Origin of the sequence: Micromonospora sp. WMMD735 (assembly GCF_049178995.1) — a bacterium.
GTDB classification, from domain to species: Bacteria; Actinomycetota; Actinomycetes; order Mycobacteriales; family Micromonosporaceae; genus Micromonospora; species Micromonospora wenchangensis.
In genome coordinates this window covers 5,340,312-5,362,570 of the sequence record NZ_JBMHMJ010000002.1, presented here as the reverse complement: position 1 = coordinate 5,362,570, position 22,259 = coordinate 5,340,312, and the positions used below count along the sequence as shown (strand labels likewise).

24 protein-coding genes and 3 tRNA genes are annotated in these 22,259 nt (G+C 74.1%); 21 read left to right on the top strand and 6 right to left on the bottom strand.

What is annotated here, in order from left to right; genetic code table 11:
• Window positions 1–28: 28 nt before the first annotated feature.
• From ACN268_RS23330 to ACN268_RS23285, 10 genes are all read left to right on the top strand, one after another.
• Complete coding sequence (locus tag ACN268_RS23330; RefSeq protein ID WP_421485003.1) at window positions 29–679, top strand: SAF domain-containing protein; 651 nt, start codon at window positions 29–31, stop codon at window positions 677–679.
• Window positions 680–681: 2 nt separating this feature from the next.
• Complete coding sequence (locus tag ACN268_RS23325) at window positions 682–1,485, top strand: AAA family ATPase (protein WP_357925206.1); 804 nt, start codon at window positions 682–684, stop codon at window positions 1,483–1,485.
• Window positions 1,475–3,028: a CpaF family protein gene (locus tag ACN268_RS23320; protein WP_421485002.1), complete on the top strand. Its 1,554-nt coding sequence runs from the start codon at window positions 1,475–1,477 to the stop codon at window positions 3,026–3,028. Before ACN268_RS23325 ends, ACN268_RS23320 begins: the two co-directional genes overlap by 11 nt.
• Window positions 3,025–3,924 carry a type II secretion system F family protein gene (locus ACN268_RS23315; RefSeq protein ID WP_421485001.1) on the top strand — a complete coding sequence of 300 codons (900 nt, stop codon included), beginning with the start codon at window positions 3,025–3,027 and terminating at the stop codon, window positions 3,922–3,924. The genes ACN268_RS23320 and ACN268_RS23315 overlap by 4 nt, the downstream gene beginning before the upstream one ends.
• On the top strand, window positions 3,921–4,784 hold the full coding sequence (locus ACN268_RS23310; RefSeq protein WP_421485000.1) for a type II secretion system F family protein: 864 nt from the start codon (window positions 3,921–3,923) through the stop codon (window positions 4,782–4,784). The genes ACN268_RS23315 and ACN268_RS23310 overlap by 4 nt, the downstream gene beginning before the upstream one ends.
• A 27-nt stretch (window positions 4,785–4,811) precedes the next feature.
• Window positions 4,812–5,003 carry a hypothetical protein gene (locus ACN268_RS23305; RefSeq protein WP_421484999.1) on the top strand — a complete coding sequence of 64 codons (192 nt, stop codon included), beginning with the start codon at window positions 4,812–4,814 and terminating at the stop codon, window positions 5,001–5,003.
• A 68-nt stretch (window positions 5,004–5,071) separates the two neighbouring features.
• On the top strand, window positions 5,072–5,521 hold the full coding sequence (locus ACN268_RS23300) for a TadE family protein (RefSeq protein ID WP_421486972.1): 450 nt from the start codon (window positions 5,072–5,074) through the stop codon (window positions 5,519–5,521).
• Window positions 5,522–5,655: 134 nt separating this feature from the next.
• Window positions 5,656–6,144: a TadE/TadG family type IV pilus assembly protein gene (locus tag ACN268_RS23295; protein ID WP_421486971.1), complete on the top strand. Its 489-nt coding sequence runs from the start codon at window positions 5,656–5,658 to the stop codon at window positions 6,142–6,144.
• 53 nt (window positions 6,145–6,197) lie between these two features.
• Entirely contained in the window at window positions 6,198–6,572 is a 375-nt protein-coding gene (locus ACN268_RS23290) for a hypothetical protein (RefSeq protein ID WP_402893940.1), read from the top strand.
• A 76-nt stretch (window positions 6,573–6,648) separates the two neighbouring features.
• Window positions 6,649–7,932 carry a LysM peptidoglycan-binding domain-containing protein gene (locus ACN268_RS23285; protein ID WP_421484998.1) on the top strand — a complete coding sequence of 428 codons (1,284 nt, stop codon included), beginning with the start codon at window positions 6,649–6,651 and terminating at the stop codon, window positions 7,930–7,932.
• 216 nt (window positions 7,933–8,148) lie between these two features.
• Here ACN268_RS23285 and ACN268_RS23280 read toward each other — a convergent pair whose 3' ends face one another.
• Complete coding sequence (locus tag ACN268_RS23280; RefSeq protein WP_239485277.1) at window positions 8,149–8,988, bottom strand: Rieske 2Fe-2S domain-containing protein; 840 nt, start codon at window positions 8,986–8,988, stop codon at window positions 8,149–8,151.
• A 318-nt stretch (window positions 8,989–9,306) separates the two neighbouring features.
• Between ACN268_RS23280 and ACN268_RS23275 the strand changes: the two genes are divergently transcribed.
• Window positions 9,307–10,062, top strand: a complete 756-nt coding sequence (locus tag ACN268_RS23275) for a crotonase/enoyl-CoA hydratase family protein (RefSeq protein WP_421484997.1) — start codon at window positions 9,307–9,309, stop codon at window positions 10,060–10,062.
• 82 nt (window positions 10,063–10,144) lie between these two features.
• Here ACN268_RS23275 and ACN268_RS23270 read toward each other — a convergent pair whose 3' ends face one another.
• From ACN268_RS23270 to ACN268_RS23260, 3 genes are all read right to left on the bottom strand, one after another.
• Entirely contained in the window at window positions 10,145–11,629 is a 1,485-nt protein-coding gene (locus tag ACN268_RS23270; protein WP_421484996.1) for a dihydrolipoyl dehydrogenase family protein, read from the bottom strand.
• 179 nt (window positions 11,630–11,808) lie between these two features.
• Window positions 11,809–13,131, bottom strand: coding sequence for a cryptochrome/photolyase family protein (locus ACN268_RS23265; protein WP_421484995.1), 1,323 nt, complete (start codon window positions 13,129–13,131; stop codon window positions 11,809–11,811).
• The gene (locus ACN268_RS23260; RefSeq protein WP_421484994.1) at window positions 13,128–14,039 is read right to left on the bottom strand and encodes a phytoene/squalene synthase family protein; all 912 of its coding nucleotides are present in this window, start codon (window positions 14,037–14,039) and stop codon (window positions 13,128–13,130) included. The genes ACN268_RS23265 and ACN268_RS23260 overlap by 4 nt, the downstream gene beginning before the upstream one ends.
• Before the next feature lie 65 nt (window positions 14,040–14,104).
• Between ACN268_RS23260 and ACN268_RS23255 the strand changes: the two genes are divergently transcribed.
• The 9 genes from ACN268_RS23255 to ACN268_RS23215 all read left to right on the top strand — a co-directional run bounded on the left by ACN268_RS23255 (window position 14,105) and on the right by ACN268_RS23215 (window position 20,428).
• The gene (locus tag ACN268_RS23255; RefSeq protein WP_421484993.1) at window positions 14,105–15,259 is read left to right on the top strand and encodes a polyprenyl synthetase family protein; all 1,155 of its coding nucleotides are present in this window, start codon (window positions 14,105–14,107) and stop codon (window positions 15,257–15,259) included.
• Between the two features lie 28 nt (window positions 15,260–15,287).
• Window positions 15,288–16,769, top strand: a complete 1,482-nt coding sequence (gene crtI, locus ACN268_RS23250; protein ID WP_421484992.1) for a phytoene desaturase family protein — start codon at window positions 15,288–15,290, stop codon at window positions 16,767–16,769.
• 4 nt (window positions 16,770–16,773) lie between these two features.
• On the top strand, window positions 16,774–17,409 hold the full coding sequence (idi, locus tag ACN268_RS23245) for an isopentenyl-diphosphate Delta-isomerase (protein WP_421484991.1): 636 nt from the start codon (window positions 16,774–16,776) through the stop codon (window positions 17,407–17,409).
• Window positions 17,399–18,352 (top strand): MerR family transcriptional regulator, encoded by a 954-nt coding sequence (locus ACN268_RS23240; protein WP_421484990.1) that lies wholly within the window; start codon window positions 17,399–17,401, stop codon window positions 18,350–18,352. Before idi ends, ACN268_RS23240 begins: the two co-directional genes overlap by 11 nt.
• Before the next feature lie 62 nt (window positions 18,353–18,414).
• Window positions 18,415–19,203 (top strand): polysaccharide deacetylase family protein, encoded by a 789-nt coding sequence (locus ACN268_RS23235; protein WP_421484989.1) that lies wholly within the window; start codon window positions 18,415–18,417, stop codon window positions 19,201–19,203.
• Window positions 19,204–19,346: 143 nt separating this feature from the next.
• Window positions 19,347–19,419: transfer RNA gene (locus ACN268_RS23230), tRNA-Glu, on the top strand.
• Window positions 19,420–19,450: 31 nt separating this feature from the next.
• Window positions 19,451–19,527: transfer RNA gene (locus tag ACN268_RS23225), tRNA-Asp, on the top strand.
• A gap of 102 nt (window positions 19,528–19,629) precedes the next feature.
• Window positions 19,630–19,703: transfer RNA gene (locus tag ACN268_RS23220), tRNA-Phe, on the top strand.
• A gap of 200 nt (window positions 19,704–19,903) precedes the next feature.
• A complete protein-coding gene (locus ACN268_RS23215; protein ID WP_421484988.1) occupies window positions 19,904–20,428 on the top strand; it encodes an SRPBCC family protein in 525 nt (174 codons plus the stop codon).
• A gap of 34 nt (window positions 20,429–20,462) precedes the next feature.
• Here the strand turns inward: ACN268_RS23215 and ACN268_RS23210 are convergent, their stop codons facing one another.
• Window positions 20,463–21,179 (bottom strand): DUF2786 domain-containing protein, encoded by a 717-nt coding sequence (locus ACN268_RS23210; protein ID WP_421484987.1) that lies wholly within the window; start codon window positions 21,177–21,179, stop codon window positions 20,463–20,465.
• 128 nt (window positions 21,180–21,307) lie between these two features.
• Here ACN268_RS23210 and ACN268_RS23205 point away from each other — a divergent pair, with 128 nt between their 5' ends.
• A complete protein-coding gene (locus tag ACN268_RS23205) occupies window positions 21,308–21,721 on the top strand; it encodes a hypothetical protein (RefSeq protein ID WP_421484986.1) in 414 nt (137 codons plus the stop codon).
• A gap of 46 nt (window positions 21,722–21,767) precedes the next feature.
• On the opposite strand, the gene ACN268_RS23200 is transcribed toward ACN268_RS23205, so the two are convergent.
• On the bottom strand, window positions 21,768–22,157 hold the full coding sequence (locus ACN268_RS23200) for a hypothetical protein (protein WP_204928428.1): 390 nt from the start codon (window positions 22,155–22,157) through the stop codon (window positions 21,768–21,770).
• Window positions 22,158–22,259: the final 102 nt, after the last annotated feature.

The window sequence follows — 22,259 nt, the reverse complement described above, 5'->3', positions numbered from 1 at the left end:
ACCCGCAGTCGCGAACGGAGATGTACCAGTGAGTCTGGCCACCCGCGATGGAGTTCCGGTGGATGCGCCGATCGCCCCGCCCAAGGTGGTCCGGCAGCGCCGTACCCGGCCCGGCCTGCTCGGGCTCGCCGTACTGCTGATCGCGTTGGGTGGCCTCGGCGCGGCCTTCGCGGTCACCTCGGTGCGGGCCACCGGCAGCTACCTGGCGATCGCCCGGCCGGTCGAGGTGGGTCGCATCCTGACCGCCGACGACCTGGTCAGCGTGCAGGTCTCCGGGGGTGCCGGGCTGTCCCCGGTGCCGGCGAAGAAACGCGACGAGGTGGTCGGCAAGCGGGCCGCCGTGTCGCTGGTCCCCGGGTCGCTGCTCACCATGGCGCAGCTCACCGACGCCCCGCTGCTCGGTCAGGGGCAGCAGCAGATCGCGCTGGGCCTGGAGCCGAGCAAGGTGCCGGCCCGCAAGCTGCACCCCGGTGACAAGGTGTTGCTGGTCAGCACCCCGGACGAGGACTCCGACAACGCGCCGTCGTCCACCCGGTTCACCGCCACGGTGATCGACACCCTCGCCCCCGAGAACGACGACGTGGTGATCTACCTGGCGCTCGCCGTCCGGGACGTCCCGGCGGTGGTGGTGCTGGCCGCACAGGAGCGGATCGCCCTCGTGCTGACCGAGGCGGCCTGACCATGGCCATCATCGCGCTGGTCTCGGCGAAGGGGTCGCCCGGCGTCACCACCACGGCGCTGGCCTGCACCCTGAGCTGGCACCGGCGGCTGGTGCTCGCCGAGTGCGACCCGGCCGGCGGCTCGGTGCTCGCCGGTTACCTGGGCGGCCAGCTCGACGGGCCGCGCGGCATCGGCGAGCTGGCCGTGGGTGAGCTGCGCGACGGCAGCCTGGAGTCGACGTTCTGGTCGCAACTGGTCGACCTGGACGCGCCGAGGCGGGAGCGGCTGCTGCTGCCCGGCGTGGTGGACCCGGCGCAGGCCGGCAGCGTCGCCCCGCTGTGGCAACGGTTCGCCGACTTCTTCCGCACCCTGGAGAAGGGCCGTCCCGGCTACGACGTGATCGTCGACTGTGGACGGCTCCAGGTCTTCGGGCCGCCCTGGCCGCTGTTGCGCGCCGCCGACGTGGTGCTGCTGGTGACCCGGGCGCAGCTACCCGGGCTCTCCGGCACCCGGTCGATGATCCGCGCCATCGAACGGGACTTCACCCACCACCGGGTGCCCCCGGGCACGCTGCGGCTGGTGGTGGTCGGCGACGGGCACGGCAAGGCCGAGATCGGCAAGGCGTTGGGGGTGCCGGTGATCGCCCGGTTGCCGGAGGACCCGCGTACCGCGCAGGCGCTCAGCTTCGGCGGCACGGTCCGCGCCGGACGGCCGCTGATGCGCGCGGCGGCCGGGTTGGAGGCCCCGGTACGGGAGATCCTGGAGCAACGGCGGGCCCGGTTGGCCTGGCCGGCCCCGGCGCAGGGGGTGCCGGATGCGGTTTGAACCGGTCTCGCACGACCCGCGCACCCCGCCGCCGGGGGTCACCTCGACGATGCCGCCGCTGGCCCCGGTGAACGGCCGGCACCACGCCACCGCTGCGGCGACGCCGCCGGCCGCCGCCCCGCAGACGCCCCCGCCGGCCGCGCCACCCCGGCCGAAGGTGGACTTCGCGGTGGTCCGCGAGCTGCGCCGGGAGCTGAGCGAACGGCTGACCCAGTGGCAGCGCGGCCGGGAGTTCGACGCCGACGCCGAGGAGGTCGAGCGGGCCCGGCTCGCCGTCGCCGTGGTCTCCGGCTACGCCGACGCGGTACGCCGGGCCGGCACCCCGCTCAGCGCCGACGAGGAACGGACCCTGCTCGACCAGGTGACCGCCGAACTGGTCGGGCTGGGCCGGCTGCAGACCCTGCTGGTCGACGACACCATCGAGGAGGTGCACATCCTCGGCTGCGACCAGGTGCGCATCACCCGGCACGGTGGCGGCGTCGACTGGGGTGAACCGATCGCCGACAGCGACGACGAGCTGGTGGAGATCCTCCAGGCGGCGGCCCGGCGGGCCGGGGCGACCGAGCGGTCACTGTCCACCTCGAAGCCGACGCTGGACCTGCAACTGCCCGACGGCAGCCGCTTGGCGGCGGTGTTCCTGGTCAGCCACCGCCCCTACGCGGTGATCCGTAAGCACAACACGCTCGACGTCAGCCTCGACGACCTGGCCGGCAGCCGCCCCGACCTGGACGAGATGATCGACCCGCTGCTGCGCGACTTCCTCCGGGCGTCCATGCGGGCCGGGTTGAACATCATGGTCGCCGGGCTGGCCGGGGCCGGCAAGACCACTGTCATCCGGGCGTTGATGGACGAGATCCCGCCCGACGAGCCCTACGTGCTGCTGGAGGAGAGCCGGGAGCTGCTGCCGGCCCGGCGCGGGGACAAGCACCGGGCGGTGATGAGCTTCGAGTCCCGGGAGGGGCACGGCGAACGCGGCATGGACGGTCGCCCCGCCGGCGAGGTGAGCATCGCCGACCTGATCCCGGTGTCGCTGCGGATGGGCGTGCTGCGGATCATCGTCGGTGAGGTCCGGTCCCGGGAGATCGTGCCGATGCTCCAGGCGATGACCACCAGCCGTGGGTCGATGTGCACCATCCACGCCCGTACCCCGGCCGGGGTGAGCGAGCGGATCATCGAGCTGGCCCTGGCGCACGGCCGGGAGATGACCGTCGACCAGGCCCGCCGGATGGCCGGCAACGCCCTCGACCTGATCGTCTACGTCACCGTCGAGGACGAGACCGCGATCGGCGGACGCAAGCACCGGTTCGTCTCCCACGTGGAGGAGGTGGTCGGGGTCGGCGACGCCAACCGGATCACCACCACCACCGTCTTCGGGCCCGGTCCCGACGGTCGGGCCATCCCCCGCCACCTGCCGGAACGGGTCCGTGGGCAACTGCTGCGGGTCGGCTACGACGCCCGGCTGCTGTCCCGTTTCATCGAGGCCGGCGCGGGCGCGTGGCGTCGTCCCCGACACAGCCGACTCGCCCCGGCGGTGCGCCGATGAGCACCATCGAACTGCTCGCGGTGGTCTCCGGCGCGGCCTGCGTCGGTGGGATCGTGCTGGCCGTGGTGGCGCTGTTCGGCACCACCAGACCGACCCGTCCGGCGCGCAGTTCGACCACCGGGCTGCGCCGGCTCTGGCTCGGCTCCGGCACCAACCGGCGGGACCAGCGGGCGCACCAGATGACGTTGGGCGCGGCGGCGGTGGCGGGGGCGCTGGCGTTCCTGCTGACCGGGCTGCCGGTGGTGGGGCTGATCGTGGCGGTGGCGGTGCCGGGGGTGCCCTGGCTGTTCGCGGTGGGCCGGGCCGAGCAGCAGGCGATCACCCGGATCGAGGCGGTCGGCGAGTGGACCCGTCGGCTCAAGGACGTCTCCAACACCGGGCAGGGCCTCCAGCAGGCGATCGTCACCACCATCGCCACCGTCCCGGAGGAGATCCAGGAGGAGGTACGGCTGCTCGCCGCCCGCCTCCAGGCCGGCTGGACGGCCCGGTCCGCCCTGCTGGCGTTCGCCGACGAGATCGGTGACCCGGTCTGCGACCAGGTGGTCGCCGCGCTGATCCTGCACCTGACCGACCGGGGTGAACGCCTCGGCGACGTGCTCGGCTCCATCGCGTCGGCCGCCTCCGCCGAGGTGGCCACCCGACGCGAGGTGGAGGCCAAGCGCACCCAGCCCCGGTTCGCGGTCCGCTTCCTCACCGGGATGACCCTGGCCGTGCTGGCGTACGGGCTGGTCAACACCGAGTACGTCAGGCCGTACGGGACGTTCTTCGGCCAGGTGCTGATGGCGGTGCTCGCCACGGCGTTCATCGCCCTGCTGGCCTGGGTACGCGCGATGAGCCAACCCCCGCCGCCGCCCCGGTTCCTGCCGAGGCCCGACCCGGCGGAGGTGGTCGCGTGACGCTCAACTGGCAGCTCACCATCGCGGTGCTGGGCGGGGCGGCCATCGGGCTCGGCCTGTTCCTGCTGGTCCGGGAGGCGTTGCCGGCCTCCCCGGCGCTCGGCCCGGCGCTACGCCGGCTGCACCAGCCCGCGGGCACCGCCGTCGCCGCCGGACGCGGGCCGGACTGGCTGGGGGGCTTCGCCCGCTGGCTGCGCCCGCCGCACCGCCAGCTCGCCCTGCTCGACCAGACCCCCGAGCAGTACACGATGTCGATCCTGCTCTCCGCCCTGGTCGGGTTGGCCACCCCGACGGTGGCGGGGGCGCTGCTCTTCCTGGCCGGGGTGAGCATGCCGGTGGTCGTACCGGTGCTGGGGAGTCTGGGGTTGGCGCTGTTCTGCGCGCTGCTCGCGCACCGGTCGGTGCTGGCCAAGGCGGACACCGCCCGGGAGGAGTTCCGCGCCGCGGTCTGCACCTACCTGGACCTGGTGGCGTTGCAGTTGTCGGCGGCGCACGGCCCGGTGCAGTCGCTGGAACGCGCGGCGGCGGTCTGCGACGGCTGGGTCTTCGCCCGCATCCGGGAGTCGCTGCGGATCGCCCAGATGCAGATGCACTCGCCCTGGGACGAGTTGCAGGAGCTGGCCGAGAAGATCGGCATTCCGGAGCTGGGCGACGTCGGGGCGATCATGCGGTCCTCCGGCAGCGAGGGCGCCCAGGTGCACGAGACGCTGCGCAGCCGCGCCGAGTCGCTCCGGGACCAGATCCGCACCGACAACCTGGCCCGCGCCGAGGGCGTCACCAGCCGGCTGGACATTCCCGGCTCGCTGCTGGTCTTCGTGCTGCTGGCGTTCATCCTCTATCCGTTCGTCGCCCGCCTCTGAGCAATCCCCTCCCCAAGGAGTCCCGCCATGCACCTCGTCACCTTCCTCTACGTGGCCACCGTGGCCCGCCTGGCCGAGCTACGCCGGGAGTCGGAGCGGGGCGACAGCCCCGTCCCGACCGCCGTGATCATCGCCGGTCTGGTGGCGGCCGGGATCGCCGTCACCATTCTGGTGAAGGAAAAGGCCACGGCTTGGATGAACGGCATCCCGACCAAGTGACAGGCGCACCCCCGGCCCGCCCGTGCCGGGACCGGACGGCCCCCACCGCCCGGTCCCGGTGCGCACCCCTGCGCGCACCCGACGCCGGGCGTGCCGTGCCGGCCTGGCTCCGTGCCGCCGGCCGGGCCGCCCGTCGCCGGCTCACCGCCGGGGGTACGGACCGGGGGGCCAACCCCGTGGAACTGGCCGTGGTGATGCCGGCGGTGCTGGTGCTCCTCTTCGGCTCCATCCAGATCGCCGCATGGTTCGTGGCCCGGTCCACGGCGATGCACGCCGCCCAGAGCGGGGTGAACGCGCAACGGGTCCTCGACGCGCCGGCCGGGGCGGGTGAGACCCGCGCCAAGCACTTCCTCGGTGCCGCCGGGGACTGGCTGGTCGGTGCGAAGACCACCTGCGCCACCACCGCGACCGAGGTGACCTGCACGGTCACCGGGAAGTCCCTGAGCGTCATCCCGGCCGTCCGGTTCGACGTCCGGCAGACCGCCCACGGCACCGTCGAACGGTGGACGAACCCGTGACCGGCCACCTGCCCCCACGCACCAGGCGAACCTGGCGTGACCTGCTGACCCGGCCCGCCCGGGGGGAGCGGGCCGTGGCCCACGCCCCGCGGTCCGGCTGCCCCGCCGAGACGGTCGTGCACGCCGCCGGCCGCATCCCGGGCGACGTACCGGCCGACCGTGCTGCGGGGCGTACCCGGGGGTCGGTGTCGGTGGAGGTGGCGGTGCTGGCCCCGGCGTTCCTGGCGCTGCTGATGCTGGCCGGGGTGGCCGGCCGGGTCGCGGTCGCCGACGAGGCGGTGGAGGCGGCGGCCCACGACGCCGCGCGGGCCGCCTCGATCGCCCGCGACGCCGGCACGGCGGAGAGCGCCGCCCGGTCGGCCGCCCGCCGGCAGCTCGACTGGCGGGGCCTCAACTGCGCCAGCGCACCCCAGGTCACGGTCTGGGGTTCCACCCGTAACTCCGACCACACGTCGCTGGGCGCGGCGTTCCGCAGCCAGCTCGGCGAGCCGGCGAGCGTCTGGGTCCGGGTGAGCTGCACGGTCTCGTTCGCCGGGATGCGCTTCCCCGGCCTGCCGATGGGCGACAAGCGGGTCGAGGCCACGTTCGGCTCCCCGCTGGACCGTTACCGGAGCCGGCAGTGACCGCCCGCCCCACCGGTGACGAGGGCCGGATCAGCCTGTTCCTGGCCGTCGCCATGATCGGCGTGCTGGCGGTCATCGGCATCGCGTACGACGGCGCGGGTCAGCTGCGTACCCTGCAACGCGCCGACGACCTGGCCGCCGAGGCGGCCCGCAGCGGCGGCCAGGTGATCGACCGGGCCGCCGCGATCGAGGGCCGCCCCAAGGTGATCGACGAGCCGGGCGCCCGCGCGGCCGTCACGCAGTACCTGCGGGGCAACTCCGACGTGACCGGGCAGCAGGTCAGCTTCCCGGTGGTGGCCGGCGAGAAGCAGATCCGGGTACGCGTCACCGTCGTCTACCGCCGGCACCTGCTCGGCCTGATCGGCATGGACCGCACCGTCACCGTGGCCGGCGAGGCGACCGCCCGCACCCTCACCGACCGACCATGAACCCGCTGGCCCGACGGCCCCGTCGGCCCACGCACCCGGTGCCCCCGCACCGGCAGACCGTAGGAAGGAGGGCAGCATGACCACACCGCGTGGTTCCACCGCCCGACGAACCGGCCAGTTGCTCACCGGCTTCGGGTCGCTGGTGGTCCTGGTGGCGTTGCTGGTCGGCGCACCGGTGGCGCTGCTCGCCTTCGCCGGCAACCCGCTGCCCGACCACCTGCCCACCCTCAGCGAGGTCGGCACCGTGCTGACCAGCCGGGACGACGGTCAGCTCTTCATCCGGGCGCTCGCGCTGGTGGGCTGGTTCGGCTGGGCGACGTTCGCCTTCTCGGTGCTGGTGGAGATCGGCGCCCAGGTGACCCGCCGGCAGACACCCCGGCTGCCCGGTATGCGCCGGCAGCAGCGGGCGGCGGCGGCCCTGCTGGGTTCGGTCGCGCTGATCATCGCGGCCAGTCCGGCGGCGAGCGCGGCGGTGACCCTGACCCACCCGATGCCGGCCGCCGCCGGCACCGGCGTGGCGACGACGCTGGACGCCTCGCGTACCGGCCTGGGGGCAGCCCCCAGCGCCGGCATCGGTGGTGCCGCCCTCGGTGCCGCCCCCGGCACCGGTCTCGGTCCCGTCCCGGGTGCCGAGAAGCCGGCCGGGAAGCCGGTCTACCGGGTGGCCCGGGGCGACTACCTGGGCGAGGTGGCCGAACGGTACCTGGACGACTTCGACCGCTACCCCGAGGTGGCCCGGCTCAACGACCTGCGCGACGCCGACCGGATCAGGCCGGGCCAGCTCATCAGGCTCCCCGCCGAGGCCGACGACACCGGTGCCCGGCGGCACGCCAGCGGCCACCTCGTCCCGGGTACGCCCCGCAAGCCGTCGCCGCGCCCGCCCGCCACCACCCCCGGCGGCCAGGCCGACCCGCAGCATCAGGGTGCGCCTTCCACCCCGGGCAGGCCGACCGGACCCGCCGCCGCGAAGCCGACCGGTCCGGCCACCCCGAAGCCCGGGAAGGTCGGGCCGGCCACGCCGCAGACGGCCACCCCGCAGACCGCCCAACCGCCCGCCGAACGACCGGTCGGGGTGCCACCGGCGATGGCCGCCGGGGCGTCCCGGGGCACCCCGGACGACCCGATCAACAGGCCGCTGGCCGTGTCGGCGGTACTGGCCGTGGCGAGCATCGTCGGCGCGCAGATCGGTGCGGTGCTCGGCCTGCGTCGCCGCCCCGTCCGGGTGACCGCCGGCCGCACCTCGGCCGCCCGGATCGCCGCCGCCCGGACGTCCACCACCGGTCGCACCCCCGGCCGCTCGATGGGCAGCCGCGCCTCCGCCGCCCGGGACCTGGTGACCGGCCGCCACCGCCGCGACTGACCCGATTCCCCTTCGCCCGTTACCCCCCAACTCGCCCAACCCCGGGCCGCCCCAGCGAGCCCGCCCCAGCGGGGTCGCCCCGGTGATCAAGAAGTTTGCGTCAAGTGATCAAGAGGTTTGCGTCAAGTTGAAGATCGACTTTGACGCAAACCTCTTGATCGACCTCTGAAAGCGAGAGCGGGGCGGGGCGGGGTGGAGGCGGGAGCGGGGTGGGGGTCAGGGGAGGCGGGTCTGTAGGGTGCCGTCGACCACGCGGGTGGGGAGGATCTGCTGGTCGGTGGCGGACGGGCCGTGGACGACCTCGCCGCCGTTGAGCCGGAACGCCGAGCCGTGCCAGGGGCAGACCACGCAAGCATGCCCGTCGATCTCCTGCACCTCGCCCTCGCCGAGCGGACCGCTCTGGTGCGGGCAGCGCTCCAGCATGACGGTGACCTCGTCGCCGTGCCGGTAGAGGATCACCGAGACGTCGTCCACCTCGCGGGTCACCAGCTTGCGTTGCGGCAGCCCGGCCAGGTCGGCCACCGGCCGCCACCCGTCGCCCATCCGGTGCAGCTCGGAGACGCTCTGGCTGACCTGTGCCCCCTGCTTGTACGCCAGGTGCCCGCCGAGGTACGCCCCGGCGCTCGCCGCGCCCAGCCCCAGGTAGGCCAGGGCCCGCCCGACGCCGTGCCGGCCGGTCAACCGGGCCGCGAGGGAGCCGGCGTAGAGGGTCAGGCCGACGGTGTTGGCGGCGGCGTGCACCAGCCCCACCCGGCGCTGGTCCCGGGAGAGTTCCGCCCAGTCGTTGAGCCCGGCCACGGCGGCGGGAACCGCGCTCACGGTGCCCAGCGCGACCAGGGTGGTGGCCGCCCGACGCTGGCCGGGGAGCAGGTCGACCACCGCGGCGCTGATCCAGGCCCCCACCGGCACCTGCACCATCGCCGGGTGCAGCGGGTGGCCCAGGAAGACGCCGTGCAGCAGGTCGCGTACCCGCTGCGGGCGCAGGGTCGCCTGGACGGCACGTTGCAACCGGTCGCCCGTGCGGTCCAGGGCGGTGGCCTGTTCGAGTTTCGTCATCAACGCTCGCACCCTGTCCGACTTCCCGCCTGACCGGGTCGCAAACCGGGCGACCGGCACCGATCCGGGTTCCCGCCCCGATCAGCCCGACAGCGCCCACGCAGCACCATCGACCCCGCAACATCCCACCACCGCGTCGCGCCCTGACCTGCCCCTGGCGCTCCCGACCCGCCCCGCCATCCAGCGGCGCGCACGTCGTCCGGCCGCGAAGATCCACTCAACGGAGTCCCGACAGCGGCATCAGCGGCCCAGGACACCGCACCATCGCCCCACCAGCGCCATCCCCCGCCAGCCCCGCGCGTGCGGGATGCTGGGGGGATGGCGGTGCATGTTGTCCGGGACGGGGCGGTGACCACGGTGATCCTCGACCGGGCGGCGTCCCGCAACGCCGTCGACGGGCCGACCGCGCGGGCGCTCGCCGACGCGTTCCGCGCCTTCGAGGCCGACCCCGATGCCCGGGTCGCGGTGCTCTGGGGGGCGGGCGGCACGTTCTGCTCGGGTGCCGACCTCAAGGCCATCGGCACGCCCAGCGGCAACCGGGTCGAGCCCGACGGCGACGGCCCGATGGGTCCCACCCGGATGGCACTGTCCAAGCCGGTCGTCGCGGCGATCTCCGGGTACGCGGTGGCGGGCGGCCTGGAACTGGCGCTCTGGTGCGATCTGCGGGTCGCCGAGTCGGACGCGGTGCTCGGGGTGTTCTGCCGACGCTGGGGGGTGCCGCTGATCGACGGGGGCACCGTACGGCTGCCCCGGCTGATCGGCCAGAGCCGGGCGATGGATCTGATCCTCACCGGCCGTCCGGTGCCCGCCGACGAGGCGTACGCGATGGGGTTGGTCAACCGGGTGGTCGCGCCGGGTGAGGCACGGGCGGCGGCCGAGCGGCTGGCCGCCGAGATCGCCAGGCACCCGCAGACCTGCCTACGCAACGACCGGGCGTCGGTGCTGGCCGGGGCTCACCTGCCCGAGCCGGAGGCGCTCGCCGCCGAACTCGCCTACGGGATGGACTCGCTCGCGGCCGACGCGCCTGCCGGCGCGGCCCGGTTCGCCGCCGGTGCCGGCCGCCACGGCGAGTGACCCGACCCGCACCGGAACCACCCGCCAGCCGGCCCGCACCGACCGGGAGCGCCGCCCGGCCGGAGCCGGGCGGCGCGGTGGCTCAGCCCAGATCGTCCAGGGCACTCTGGATGGCCCGGTGGAACGTCGGGTACGCGTAGATCATGTGTCGGAGCTGACTGACCGGTACGGCCGCGTGCACCGCCACCACCAGCGCCGAGAGCACCTCGCCGCCGGCCGGGCCGACCGAGGTCGCCCCGATCAGCACCCCCTGGTCGGCGTCGGCGATCACCTTGATGAAGCCGCCCGGCTCGCTCTTGTGGATCCAGCCCCGGGTGGACGACGACAGCTCGGTGAACCCGACCTGCACGTTGATGCCCCGCTCGCGGGCCTGCCGTTCGGTGAGCCCGACCGCGCCCACCTCGGGGTCGGTGAAGGTGACCCGGGGCAGTGCCCGGTAGTCGGCCCGGGGCACGGTGCCGGCGGCGCCACTGGGGCCGGCCGCGCCCATCGACCCTCCGACGGCGCTGGCCGCGCCCATCGCGCCGCCGACCACGCTGGCGGTGCCGCTGGCGTCGGGGCCGCCCTCGGCCCGCCGGACCCGGTCGAGCACGTCGGCGACCACGATCGACGCCTGGTACATGGCGATGTGGGTGAACGCGCCCTCGCCGGTCACGTCGCCGACCGCCCAGATGCCGTCGGTGACGTGCATCCGGTCGTCCACCGGCAGGTAGCGCTGCCCGGCGTCGATCCCGACGGTGTCCAGCCCCAGCTCGTCCAGGTGGGCCCGGCGGCCGGTGACCACCAGGAGCTGGTCGGCGGCGAACGACCGGTCACCGGCGTGCACGGTGAACGTGTCGCCGTCGTGGTCGATCCGCTCGGCCTTGACGTCGGTGGCGATCTCCACCCCGTCGGCGCGCAGCGCGGCGGCGGCCACCTCGGACGATTCCGGTTCCTCCAGGGCGAGGATCCGGCCGGACGCCTCCAGCACGGTCACCCGGACCCCGAACCGGGCGAAGACCTGCGCCAGCTCGACCCCGATCGCCCCGCCGCCGAGGACCAGCAGGCTCGCCGGCAGCTCCGCCACCTCGATCGCCTGGTGGTTCGTCCAGTACGGGGTGTCGGCCAGCCCGTCGATCGGCGCGATCGAGGGGCGGGTGCCGGTGCCGAGGACGATGCCGTGCCGGGCCTGGAACACCTGGTCGCCGACCCGGACCCGGCCGGGGCCGTCCAGCCGGCCGCTGCCGCGCAGGAAACGGCCGCCCTTGCCGGTGAACCGGTCCACGGCGGCCCGGTCGTTCCAGGTGTCGGTGGCCTCCTCCCGGATGCGTTTCGCCACCGGGGCCCAGTCGGCCCGGACCTGCGCCGACCCGGCCAGCCCGTCGACCCGTCGCGCCTCGGCCAGGGCGTTCGCCGCCCTGATCATCATCTTGCTCGGGATGCAGCCCCAGTACGGGCACTCCCCGCCGACCAGGTCCCGTTCGACGCCGACGACGCTCAGGCCGGCCTCGGCGAGTCGCCCGGCCACCTCCTCGCCGCCCACGCCGAGCCCGACCACGACCACGTCCACCAGTTCCGGCTCTGCCATCCCGCCAGCATTGCGCACGGTCCGGGCCCCGGCCACCGCTCCACCCCGGAATTCCCGCCCCGGTGCGCCGGCCGCCCCCGGCCGGCACCGGCGGACCGGGCCGGCACAGCAGACAGGCCCAGGCCAGCGAAACGGACCGGGCCTGCGCAGCCGGACCGGGCCTGCGCAGCCGGACCGGGTCAGCGGAGCCAGACCGGGTCGGCGCCGGGCACCTCCAGCGGTGGCGGGTAGTCGAGGGTACGGCGGACCTCGGTGGGCAGCCGCCACGGTTGGTGCACGGCCCTGCCGGCGACCGTCGCCAGCTCCGGCACCCAGCGGCGCACGTACCCGCCGTCGGGGTCGTAGCGTTCGGCCTGGCGGACCGGGTTGAGCCCCCGGTACGGACGGCTGTCGTTGCCGGTGCCGGCCACCCACTGCCAGTTGCCGGAGTTGTCGGGCACGTCGCCGTCGAGCAGCCAGCGGGAGAAGACCGCGAGGCCGGGCCGCCAGTCGAGGCCGAGCACCTTGGTCAGGTAGCCGGCGGTGATCAGCCGGGCCCGGTTGTGCATCCAGCCCTCGGCGTGCAGTTGGCGCATGCCGGCGTCCACGATCGGCATGCCGGTGCGGCCGTCGGTCCAGGCGTCCAGTGCCGCCGCGTCGTACCGCCAGTCCTCGGTGGCCCCGCGCCGGTACGCCTTCGCCGCGATCTCGGGGAAGGCGGCGGTGACCTGGTGGTAGAAGTCCCGCCAGCAGAGCTGCCTGACGAACGGGTGCCCCCGGTCGTCGGCCCGGTTCGCCACCGTCAGCGGGGACAGGCAGCCGAACCGCAGGTACGGGCTGAGCCGGGAGGTCTCGTCGGCGGCCAGGTCGTCGTGGATGTCGTCGTACCGGGAAAGGGTGGGCAACCACCGCGTGAGCCGGCGTCGCCCGACGGACTCGCCGCCGACCGCGGCGTCCGGCGACTCCCCCTGCGGTGCCGCCGGCAGCCGACCGACGGCGACCCCGGTGGGCAGCGTGACCCGCCGGGGCGCGGCCAGCTCCTCCCGCCACCGCGCCCCCGACCAGACCCGGTGGTAGGGGGTGAACACCCGGTAGTGGTCGCCGCCGCCGGGCCGCAGCTCCCCCGGTTCGACGACGGTCACCCCGGGGAAGAGCCGCAGGAACATCCGGTGCCTGTCGCACTCGGCGCGCAGTCGCCGTTCCCGGCGGTGGGCGTAGCGGCTGACGTCGGCGGACAGCCCGATCCCCTCGGCGTCGACCTCGCGGGCGAGCCGGATCGTCTCGGCGACCGGGTCGCCCCGGCGGATCACCAGGTCACCGCCGAGCGTGCGCAGGGTGTCCCGCAGTTCGGCGAGGCACTGGTGCAGGAAACGGTTGCGGTTGGGCGAGTGGCCGGTCAGCGCCGGGTCGAGGACGTACAGCGGCACCACCCGGTCGAACGCGGCGCAGGCCGTCGCCAGAGCCGGGTGGTCGTGCACCCGTAGGTCGCGGGTGAACAGCACGACCGCCGTACGGCCGCTCACGACACCGCCGGGCCGGGCACCACGACCGGGGTGCCGGTACGGGTTAGCAGCGCCTTCGCCGCCACCGCGAGCCGTCGCCGCTGGGGCACCACGGCCCGCCGGGCGAACACGTCGTAGTCCTGGGCGGCGACCTCGTCGAGGATGCCGCCGTAGAGGGCGTAGGCGGTGCGCATGCACGCCTGGGAGGCGGGGGCGAGCAGGGTGATGCCGGGCGCGGCGGCGGCGTAGTGGGCCTGGGCGCGGGTCACCTCGTACTCGACGAGGTCGCGGATGCGGTCGGTGCTGCGGCCGGCGGCCCGCGCGGCGAGCAGGTCCTCGCGGGTGACGTTGAACTTGGCCAGGTCCTCGTCGGGCAGGTAGGTGCGGCCCCGGTCGAGGTCCTCGGCGACGTCCCGGATGAAGTTGGTGAGCTGGAAGGCGAACCCGAGCTGCCGGGCCGGCTCCCGGGCGGCGACCGGGTCGGTGCTGCCGAGGATGGGCAGCATCATGGTGCCGATGACCGCCGCCGAGCCTTCCATGTAGTCGAGCAGGTCGTCGTAGGTCGGGTAGGCCATGACGGTCAGGTCCATCGCCATGCTGCGCAGGAACGACGCGAAGTCGGCGCGGTCCAGGTCGAACACGGCGATGGTGTGCAGCACCGCCGGCAGCAGCGGGTCGTCGACCGGTTCGCCGTGCAGTCCGGCGACGAAGCGGGCACCCCAGGCGTCCAGGCGGGCGGCGCGTTCGGCGGGCGGCAGGTCCTCGGTGCGGTCGACGATCTCGTCGGCGTAGCGGGTGAATCCGTACAGGGCGTGCACGTGCCGCCGTTTCCATGCGGGCAGCAGCCGGGTGGCGAGATAGTAGGTGCGGCCGTGGTGTTTGTGCAGCTCCTGGGAGCGGGCATAGGCAGCGGTGAGATCGGTGTCCACCCGGGCCTCCTCGGATTCGACGCAGCAATCGACGCAACTCGTAACCCTAGGGTACGCTCCCCCACATGGCCAACGACGCAGTTGCGGGTAATGCGCTCCGCGTCGCACCGGAACAGCCGGGAGCGACGGACGATCCGGTCCGCGGCGTACTGGCCGCTTACGCCCGTGACCTGGTCAACGGGGTCGACGAAACGTTGTCGGCGTTCCTCGCCCGCGAGGTCGACGCGCTGACCGAGATCGACGCAGCGATGGGCGGTTTCGCCGCGACGGCACGCGACTGCGTGCTGGCCGGCGGCAAGCGGGTGCGCCCGACCTTCGCCTACTGGGGCTGGCGGGGGGTGGTGGGCGGCGACGAGCCGCTGCCCTCGGTCCTGCCCGCGCTCGCCGCACTGGAACTCCTGCACACCTTCGCCCTGGTGCACGACGACGTGATGGACGCCTCCGACACCCGGCGCGGCCTGCCGACCGCCCACCGGGCCGCCGCCGAGCGGCACGTCACCGCCGGACACACCGGCGACCCGCACCGGTTCGGCGAGTCGGTCGCCGTCCTCATCGGCGACCTCTGCCTGGTCTGGGCCGACCGGCTGCTCGCCCACGCCGCCCTGCCGCCGTCCCGGCTGATGGAGGTGCGGCGCTGCTACGACCAGATGCGGGTCGAGACCATCGCCGGGCAGTACCTCGACGTGCTCGGCGAGAACGACGCGGCGAACTGGTCGGTGGACCGGGCGCTGCGGGTGGCCCGCTACAAGACGGCCAGCTACACGGTGCAGCGTCCGCTGCTCTTCGGTGCCTGCCTGGCCGGCACCGACGCCGACGCGCCGCTGATCGCCGCGTACACCCGGTACGGGCTGGCGGTCGGTGAGGCGTTCCAGCTCCGCGACGACCTGCTCGGCGTCTACGGCGACCCGGCCACCACCGGCAAGCCGGCCGGCGACGACCTGCGTACCGGCAAGCCGACCACGCTGCTGATGCTCGCCCGGCAGCTCGCCACCGGCGGCCAGCGGCGGGCGTTGGAGCGGGCCGGCAGCCCCACCGGCGTCCGGGAGCTGGCCCGGCTGGCCGACCTCGTCGCCGACACCGGGGCGGTCGCCCGGGTGGAACACATGATCTCCGACCGGGTCGCCGACGCGCTGGCCGCGCTGGAGACCGCGTCGATCGACGAGACCGCGCGCACCGCGCTGACCGGTCTCGCCACCGCCGCCACCACGCGGCGGGCTTGATGGGCAACTTCGTGAAGGAGGTGGTCGCGTGCGGACCGTGACGGGACGTACGGACCGGGTGGTGGTCGTGGGCGCGGGCCTGGGCGGGCTGGCGTGCGCGCTGCACCTGGCCGGCAGCGGCCGGCAGGTGACCGTGCTGGAACGCGAACCGGTGCCGGGCGGTCGGGCCGGCCGGCTCAGCGTCGACGGGTACGAGTTCGACACCGGCCCCACCGTGCTCACCATGCCCGACCTGATCGCCGAGGCGCTGGGTGCGGTCGGCGAGGAGTTGCACGACTGGCTCGACCTGACCCCGCTGGACCCCGCCTACCGGGCCTACTACCCGGACGGCTCCACGCTGGACGTGATCACCGACACCACCCGGATGGCGGCCGAGATCTCCCGGGTCTGCGGCCCGCGCGAGGCCGACGGCTACCTGCGGTTCGTCGACTATGCCCGCAACCTGTGGAACTGGGAGCGGGCCGACTTCATCGACCGCAACCTGGACGCCCCGACCGACCTGCTCACCGGCAACCTGCTGAAACTGCTGGCGAACGGGGCGTTCCGCCGCCTCCAAACCAAGATCAACCAGTTCTTCTCCGACCCGCGCACCCAGCGGATCTTCTCCTTCCAGGCGATGTACGCCGGGCTCGCGCCGCACGACGCGCTGGCCATCTACAGCGTCATCGCGTACCTCGACTCGGTGGCCGGGGTCTACTTCCCGCGCGGCGGCATCCACGCGGTCTCCAAGGGGATGGCCGGCGCGGCCGAGAAGCACGGCGTCCAGATCCGGTACGACACCACGGTCGCCCGGGTGGAGACCGCCAACGGCCGGGCCACCGGCGTGGTCACCGCCGACGGCGAGCTGATCCCGGCCGACGTGGTGGTGCTCAACCCGGACCTGCCGGTCGCCTACCGCGACCTGCTGCCCGAGGGTCGGCAGCGGAAGCTGACCTACTCGCCGTCCTGCGTCGTCCTGCACGTCGGATCGACGCAGGGGTATGGGAAGATCGCTCATCACAACATCCACTTCGGACGGTCCTGGAAGGGCACCTTCGACGAGGTGATCGGGCGCGGTGAGCTGATGACCGACCCGTCGCTGCTGGTCACCAACCCGAGCCGGACCGACCCCTCGGTCGCCCCGGCCGGCCGGCACACCTACTACGTGCTGGCCCCGGTGCCCAACCTCGACCGGGCCCCGTTCGACTGGCGGGGTGACCTGAGCCGGCGCTACGCCGACCAGCTCGTCACCACCCTGGAGGAACGCGGGTACGTCGGGTTCGGCGCCGGCATCGAGGTGTTGCGTACGATCACCCCCGCCGAGTGGGAGGAGCAGGGAATGGCCGCCGGTACGCCGTTCGCCGCCGCGCACAGCCTCTTCCAGACCGGGCCGTTCCGCCCGTCCAACCTGCACCGCAGCCTGTCCAACGTCGTCTTCACCGGTTCCGGCACCCAGCCCGGCGTGGGCGTGCCGATGGTGCTGATCTCCGGCAAGCTGGCCGCCAACCGCATCACCGGCGCGGGTCGGTGACCGCGTGAAATCCCGGGAGGGCCACCTCGTCGAGCTGGTCGACGACACCGGCCAGGTGCTCGGCGAGGCCACCGTCGCCGCCGCCCACCAGGCACCCGGGCGGCTGCACCGGGCCTTCTCGGTGCTGCTCGTCGACCCGGACGGCCGGGTGCTCCTGCAGCAACGGGCCCGGGTCAAGACCCGGTTCCCGCTGCGCTGGGCCAACTCCTGCTGCGGGCACCCGCTGCCGGGCGAGTCGCTGGCCGAGGCGGCCAACCGCCGGCTCGCCGAGGAGCTGGGCACCGGACCGGTGTCGTTGACCGAGGTCGGCGTCTATCTCTACTACGCCGAGGACCCGGCCACCGGTCGGGTCGAGTTCGAGTACGACCACGTGCTGCGGGCCGACGTGCCGGCCGACCTCCCCCTCGGGCCCGACCCGGACGAGGTGGCCGAGCTGCGCTGGGCCGATCCGGCCCGGTTGATGGCCCAGATCGACGCCGACCCACGCACGTACTCCCCCTGGCTCGGCGGGGTGGTGAGCCGGCTGCTCCACCCGACCCCGACCGGTCCCGAAGCCCCCACCGGCGATCCCCGTGCCGCCTCCACCACCCCGTCCGGCCACCGGGTGGACCACGCGTCGGAGCGGTCGGGTGGTCGATGAGCCGCTGAGCGCGGGGGCCGTGGCACGCCGGCTGGGTGTGGCGGTCACCACGCTGCGCACCTGGCACCAGCGCTACGGCCTCGGCCCCAGCCAGCACGTCCCGGGCCACCACCGGCGCTACACGGCTGCCGATCTGGCCCGCCTGGAGATCATGCGCAAGCTCACCGCCGAGGGGGTCACCCCGGCGGAGGCGGCCCGCTGGGCGAAGCAGAGCCCGGTCGTCCCCGGTGCCGGGGTCGCCTCCGGGCTGCGGGCGGGCGCCGGCCGTGACGGCGGCGGGCAGACCATCCCGGTCGGCCGGGCCGGTCCGGCGGCCCGGGGACTGGCCCGCGCCGCCATGCGGCTGGACTCGGCGGTGATCAGCGACACGATCTCGCACGCCCTGGCCACCGACGGGGTCGTCGCCACCTGGGAGGGGCTGCTCCGGCCGGTACTGGCCGGCATCGGGGAACGGCACGTCGCCACCGCCGGTCTGATCGACGTGGAACACCTGGTGTCCCGGTGCGTCTCCGAGGCGTTCGCGGCGGTCGCCCGGGCCGGCCGGCCCACCGGGCCGGCCCGCATCCTGCTCTCCTGCGCCGACGAGGAGCAGCACACCCTGCCGCTGGAGGCGCTGGCCGCGGCGCTCGCCGAGGCGGGGGTGAGCTACCGGATGCTCGGGGCCCGGGTGCCGGCGGCGGCGCTCGTCGAGGCGGTCAACCGGACCGGGCCGGCGGCCGTGGTGGTCTGGTCGCACACCCGGCCGACCGCCGACCCGACGCAGCTGTCCGCACTGCTCGCGGTGCCCCGCCGGCCGCTGCTGGTGCTCGCCGCCGGGCCGGGCTGGCGGGCCGACACGCTGCCCGCCGGGGTGGTCCGCCCGGTCGACCTGGCCGAGGCGGTCTCGCTCGCGCTGGCCGTACGGGACTCGCTGGACCAGTCGACGGGGGCCGACCGGACCTGACACATTTCGCTTTCGTGAACTACCGTCGGGGCCGTCCGCGTACCCCATCCCCCGGAGTGACGATGCGTTCACGCCCCGTCCTGGCGGTCGCCCTCGGCCTGCTCCTGCTGGTCGCCGGCTGCGGCGACCAGCACCGGAACGTCCGGCCGGCAGCGGCACCCGCCCCGAGCACCACCGCGCCGGAGCCGGCCCACACCCCGTCGCCGAGGCCGGCGCCCACCACCAAGTCGAAGCCCCGGCTCCGGCCGAAGCCCAAGACGCTCCCCGCCGGGCTGCGCAAGGCGACCGGGGTACGCGCGGTGGCGTTGACCTTCGACGACGGCCCCGACCCGACCTGGACGCCCCGGGTGCTCAACCAGCTCCGGGCGAACAAGGTCAAGGCGACGTTCTGCGTGGTCGGCACCCAGGTGCGCAAGCACCCGGAGCTGGTGGCCCGGATCGTCCGCGAGGGGCACCAGCTCTGCAACCACAGCTGGCACCACGACGTCGACCTGGGCCGCCGGCCGGTCGCCGACATCCGGGCCGACCTGGTGCGCACCAACCAGGCCATCACCAAGGCGGTCCCGGGCGCGAAGGTGCCGTTCTACCGGCAGCCCGGTGGCCGGTGGACGCCGGAGGTGGTGCAGGTCGCCAAGGAACTCGGCATGCGGTCGCTGCACTGGACCGTCGACCCCCAGGACTGGGCGAAGCCCACGTCCGGGGTGATCTCCGGACGGATCAAAAGTTCTTCCCGACCCGGTGCGGTGGTGCTGATGCACGACGGCGGAGGCGACCGGAGCCGCACCCTGGGTGCCGTTCCACAGGTCATCGGCGACCTCAAGCGCCGTTTCGGCATCGCTCCACCTCGCTGACCTGCTACTTTGCCGGGCCGCACCCCGGCGGGCATACCGGTTTGGTCGACCGCCGGGGCATGGCATATGCTTCTCATGCCTCCGGCGGGGCCGGATGGGAGCAAGTCCGCTTGAAGTTGCGAGTGTGCAATGATGGCGGGGCCGCCCTCATCGTCTAGCGGCCCAGGACGCCGCCCTTTCAAGGCGGTAGCACGGGTTCGAATCCCGTTGGGGGCACGATCCGGCCCAGCCGGAGGCAACAGAGCAAGGTCCTGTGGAGCAGTTGGAGTGCTCGCCGCCCTGTCAAGGCGGAGGTCGCGGGTTCAAGTCCCGTCAGGACCGCCAGCGCCGACGCCGCGTGCACCAATGCGCGGCGTTCTGCGTATCGGGACGCGGCACCCTGTCGGCGGAGACCCCGCCCTCCGGGTACCATGTCCCGAAGTACCAGGCCAGGTAGCTCAGTTGGTACGAGCGTCCGACTGAAAATCGGAAGGTCGGCGGTTCGACCCCGCCCCTGGCCACATAGCCTTTCGCCGGGCTACAGAGAGCGGTGACCTGCGGAAACGCGGTCACCGTTTTCGTGTATCCGGGCCCTGTCCGGCATCGACCACCGCCGTGCACCGCCCACCCCGGGACATCCAGGAGCCTCGCTGCCCACTGACCGGAAAGAGCCGGTACATGGCGCTGCGGAGCGCATCCCCAGCCGGTATGGTCCGGGCCTATGGGACAGGAGAAGCCAGATCCGGAGGGCGTCCATCAGGACGTCGACCGGTACTCGCTGCGCTGCACCCTCCTCGTCCCCGCCCCGGCGGAGCAGGCGTTCGCGGTCTTCACCGGTTCGCTGGCCGACTGGTGGGTCCGCGAGTACACCTGGTCCGGGCCGGCGGCGCTCGCCGAGCTGGGGATGGAACCCCGGGCCGGCGGCATGCTCTACGAGATCGGCCCGTACGGCTTCCGGGGAGACTGGGGGCGGGTGCTCACCTGGGACCCGCCGCGTCGGCTCGTGTTCACCTGGCAGCTCGGCCCCGACCGGGTGCCGGTGCCCGATCCGGCGCGGGCCAGCGAGGTGGAGGTGCTGTTCCTGCCGGACGAGTCCGGACGGACCCGCGTCGAGCTGGAGCACCGCCACTTCGACAGGCACGGTGAGGCCGCCGAGGGCTACCGGGCGGCGTTGACCGCCGGCTGGTACGAACTGCTCGGCCGTTACCAGGGCACCGTCAGCCGGACCGCCCCCGACCCGCTCTGAGGGGCGGGCGCACCACGCGGGAGGACCGGGCCGGTCAGCGGGGCGGACCGCCCAGCGGCGTCCGGCCGGTCGGGCGACCGACCGGATCGGGACCGCCGAGGTCGGCCCGGTGGCCGGCCGCCGCGCCCGCGCCGAAACCGGAGCCCGCGAGCCGGCGGGTCGGCGCGGTACGCAGCCGGGGGTAGACCTCGGCGACCCGGCGGGCCACCCGGTCCGAGCGGTCGGCCAGCACCAGCGCCACCGACGGGGTGCCGCGTTCCGCCGCCGCGCCCGCCTCGGCGGCCCGCAGCCGTTCGGCGACCACCCGGGCGAAGCCGGCCAGCCAGGAGCGGCGGAAGGCGGCCGGCTGCTCACCGGGCGGTACGGCGGTGCCGGCGAGCCCGTGCGCGGCCTGCACGAGCAGCGAGGTGAACAGCAGGTCGACCCGTTCCAGGTCGCTGGCGAAGCCGAACAGGTGCAGCGCGAACCCGCTGCCGTCCGGCCGGCGTACGCAGCGGCAGCGCAGCGGGTCGGCCACCGCCGCGAGCAGCCCGGCCTTGTCCCGGGCGTACGGGGCGACGACGTCGACCACCCGGTCGCCGACCGGGTCGGTGGTGGGGTCGCGGGCGGCCAGCAGGGCCCGGTCGACGCCGTACCGGGCGATCAGCTCGGTGGCCTTGGCGGTGAACGCGGCCGACTCGGCGGGGGTGCAGGCCGGGTCCTCGGCCTGGGCCAGGAGCTTGCGCACCTTGCTGAGCATCGCCTCGGACATGCGTCACTGGTACCACAGCGGGTTCACGGTTCTGTCACAGCGGGATCAGAGATCGACAGATATCATCGCCACTCACCGCACCCTGTTCGCAACTCAGGGTCCGCCCCTCTTCCCCTGGAGGCACCACCATGGCATCCCGGACCGCCCGGCTGACCGCGCTCGCCGCCACCCTGCCCCTGCTCTGGTTCGGCACACCCGCCCAGGCCGCCCCGGAGACGAACCTCTCCGCGTCGGCCGCCACCTGCTACGGCGGGGCGGTCCGGTCGTACTTCCAGGTCGGCGGGTGGGGCGGGGACGCCGGGCCGTACAAGGCGAGCACCAGGTGCAAGGACGTCAACGTCAAGAACAGCAGCGAGTTCGGCACCGAGGCGTGCGTGGTCTTCATCGACAAGACCAACAAGTGCAACTACCTCACCTACCTGCCGGCGAAGTCGGACTGGATCACCGTCGCCACCAACGTGCGCGACGGCGCGAACTTCAAGGTCCGCTTCACCAACCTGCGCTACGAGTACGAGCCGCTGGTGGCGTACCACGCGTACTGATCCGCGCCGCCGGCCCTGCCGCCGACTGGCGGTGGGGCCGGGCGGGTCAGCCGGCCCGGCTGCGCAGCGTCGCCACCGCCGAACCGGCGAGGGTGAGCAGGCAGTCCGGCAGTTGCCCGTCGGCGACCGCCGCCCCGAACAGCGCCTCGCCGGTGTCGGCGTCGTGGTTGGCGTACGCGCTGACGAACCGGGCCACCCAGCGGGTGTCGTACCCCGCCTCGTCGATGCCGGGGAAGTCCAACGCGCACGCGCCGGGCGGCGGCGGGTCGCCGACCATCGTCGCGGCCAGGGTCCAGGCGACCGTGTACGCCCCGGCGAGCCCCGACCGGTCCACCACCGCGTCGAATGTGCCGACCACGGCGGCGCCGTCCCCGGTCAGCGCCGAATGGAGTACGGCGGTAGCGTCAGCGAGCGTCTGATCCGGTACGTCGGTCACCAGCGGCACAGTAGGACGCCAGGTCAAGCGCTCGGGCACCGGAAACGGTGACCACCTGCCGGGACAACGTGACGCAGCGTGCGCTGCACTGTCGGGCCGACG

What these genes read in the sequence shown, in the direction of transcription:
- ACN268_RS23325 (WP_357925206.1), top strand. Translation starts at nt 682, where the DNA reads ATGGCCATCATCGCGCTGGTCTCGGCGAAGGGGTCGCCCGGCGTCACC.
- ACN268_RS23320 (WP_421485002.1), top strand. Translation starts at nt 1,475, where the DNA reads ATGCGGTTTGAACCGGTCTCGCACGACCCGCGCACCCCGCCGCCGGGG.
- ACN268_RS23315 (WP_421485001.1), top strand. Translation starts at nt 3,025, where the DNA reads ATGAGCACCATCGAACTGCTCGCGGTGGTCTCCGGCGCGGCCTGCGTC.
- ACN268_RS23305 (WP_421484999.1), top strand. Translation starts at nt 4,812, where the DNA reads ATGCACCTCGTCACCTTCCTCTACGTGGCCACCGTGGCCCGCCTGGCC.
- ACN268_RS23290 (WP_402893940.1), top strand. Translation starts at nt 6,198, where the DNA reads ATGATCGGCGTGCTGGCGGTCATCGGCATCGCGTACGACGGCGCGGGT.
- ACN268_RS23285 (WP_421484998.1), top strand. Translation starts at nt 6,649, where the DNA reads ATGACCACACCGCGTGGTTCCACCGCCCGACGAACCGGCCAGTTGCTC.
- ACN268_RS23280 (WP_239485277.1), bottom strand. Translation starts at nt 8,988, where the DNA reads ATGACGAAACTCGAACAGGCCACCGCCCTGGACCGCACGGGCGACCGG.
- ACN268_RS23275 (WP_421484997.1), top strand. Translation starts at nt 9,307, where the DNA reads ATGGCGGTGCATGTTGTCCGGGACGGGGCGGTGACCACGGTGATCCTC.
- ACN268_RS23270 (WP_421484996.1), bottom strand. Translation starts at nt 11,629, where the DNA reads ATGGCAGAGCCGGAACTGGTGGACGTGGTCGTGGTCGGGCTCGGCGTG.
- ACN268_RS23255 (WP_421484993.1), top strand. Translation starts at nt 14,105, where the DNA reads ATGGCCAACGACGCAGTTGCGGGTAATGCGCTCCGCGTCGCACCGGAA.
- ACN268_RS23235 (WP_421484989.1), top strand. Translation starts at nt 18,415, where the DNA reads ATGCGTTCACGCCCCGTCCTGGCGGTCGCCCTCGGCCTGCTCCTGCTG.
- ACN268_RS23215 (WP_421484988.1), top strand. Translation starts at nt 19,904, where the DNA reads ATGGGACAGGAGAAGCCAGATCCGGAGGGCGTCCATCAGGACGTCGAC.
- ACN268_RS23210 (WP_421484987.1), bottom strand. Translation starts at nt 21,179, where the DNA reads ATGTCCGAGGCGATGCTCAGCAAGGTGCGCAAGCTCCTGGCCCAGGCC.
- ACN268_RS23205 (WP_421484986.1), top strand. Translation starts at nt 21,308, where the DNA reads ATGGCATCCCGGACCGCCCGGCTGACCGCGCTCGCCGCCACCCTGCCC.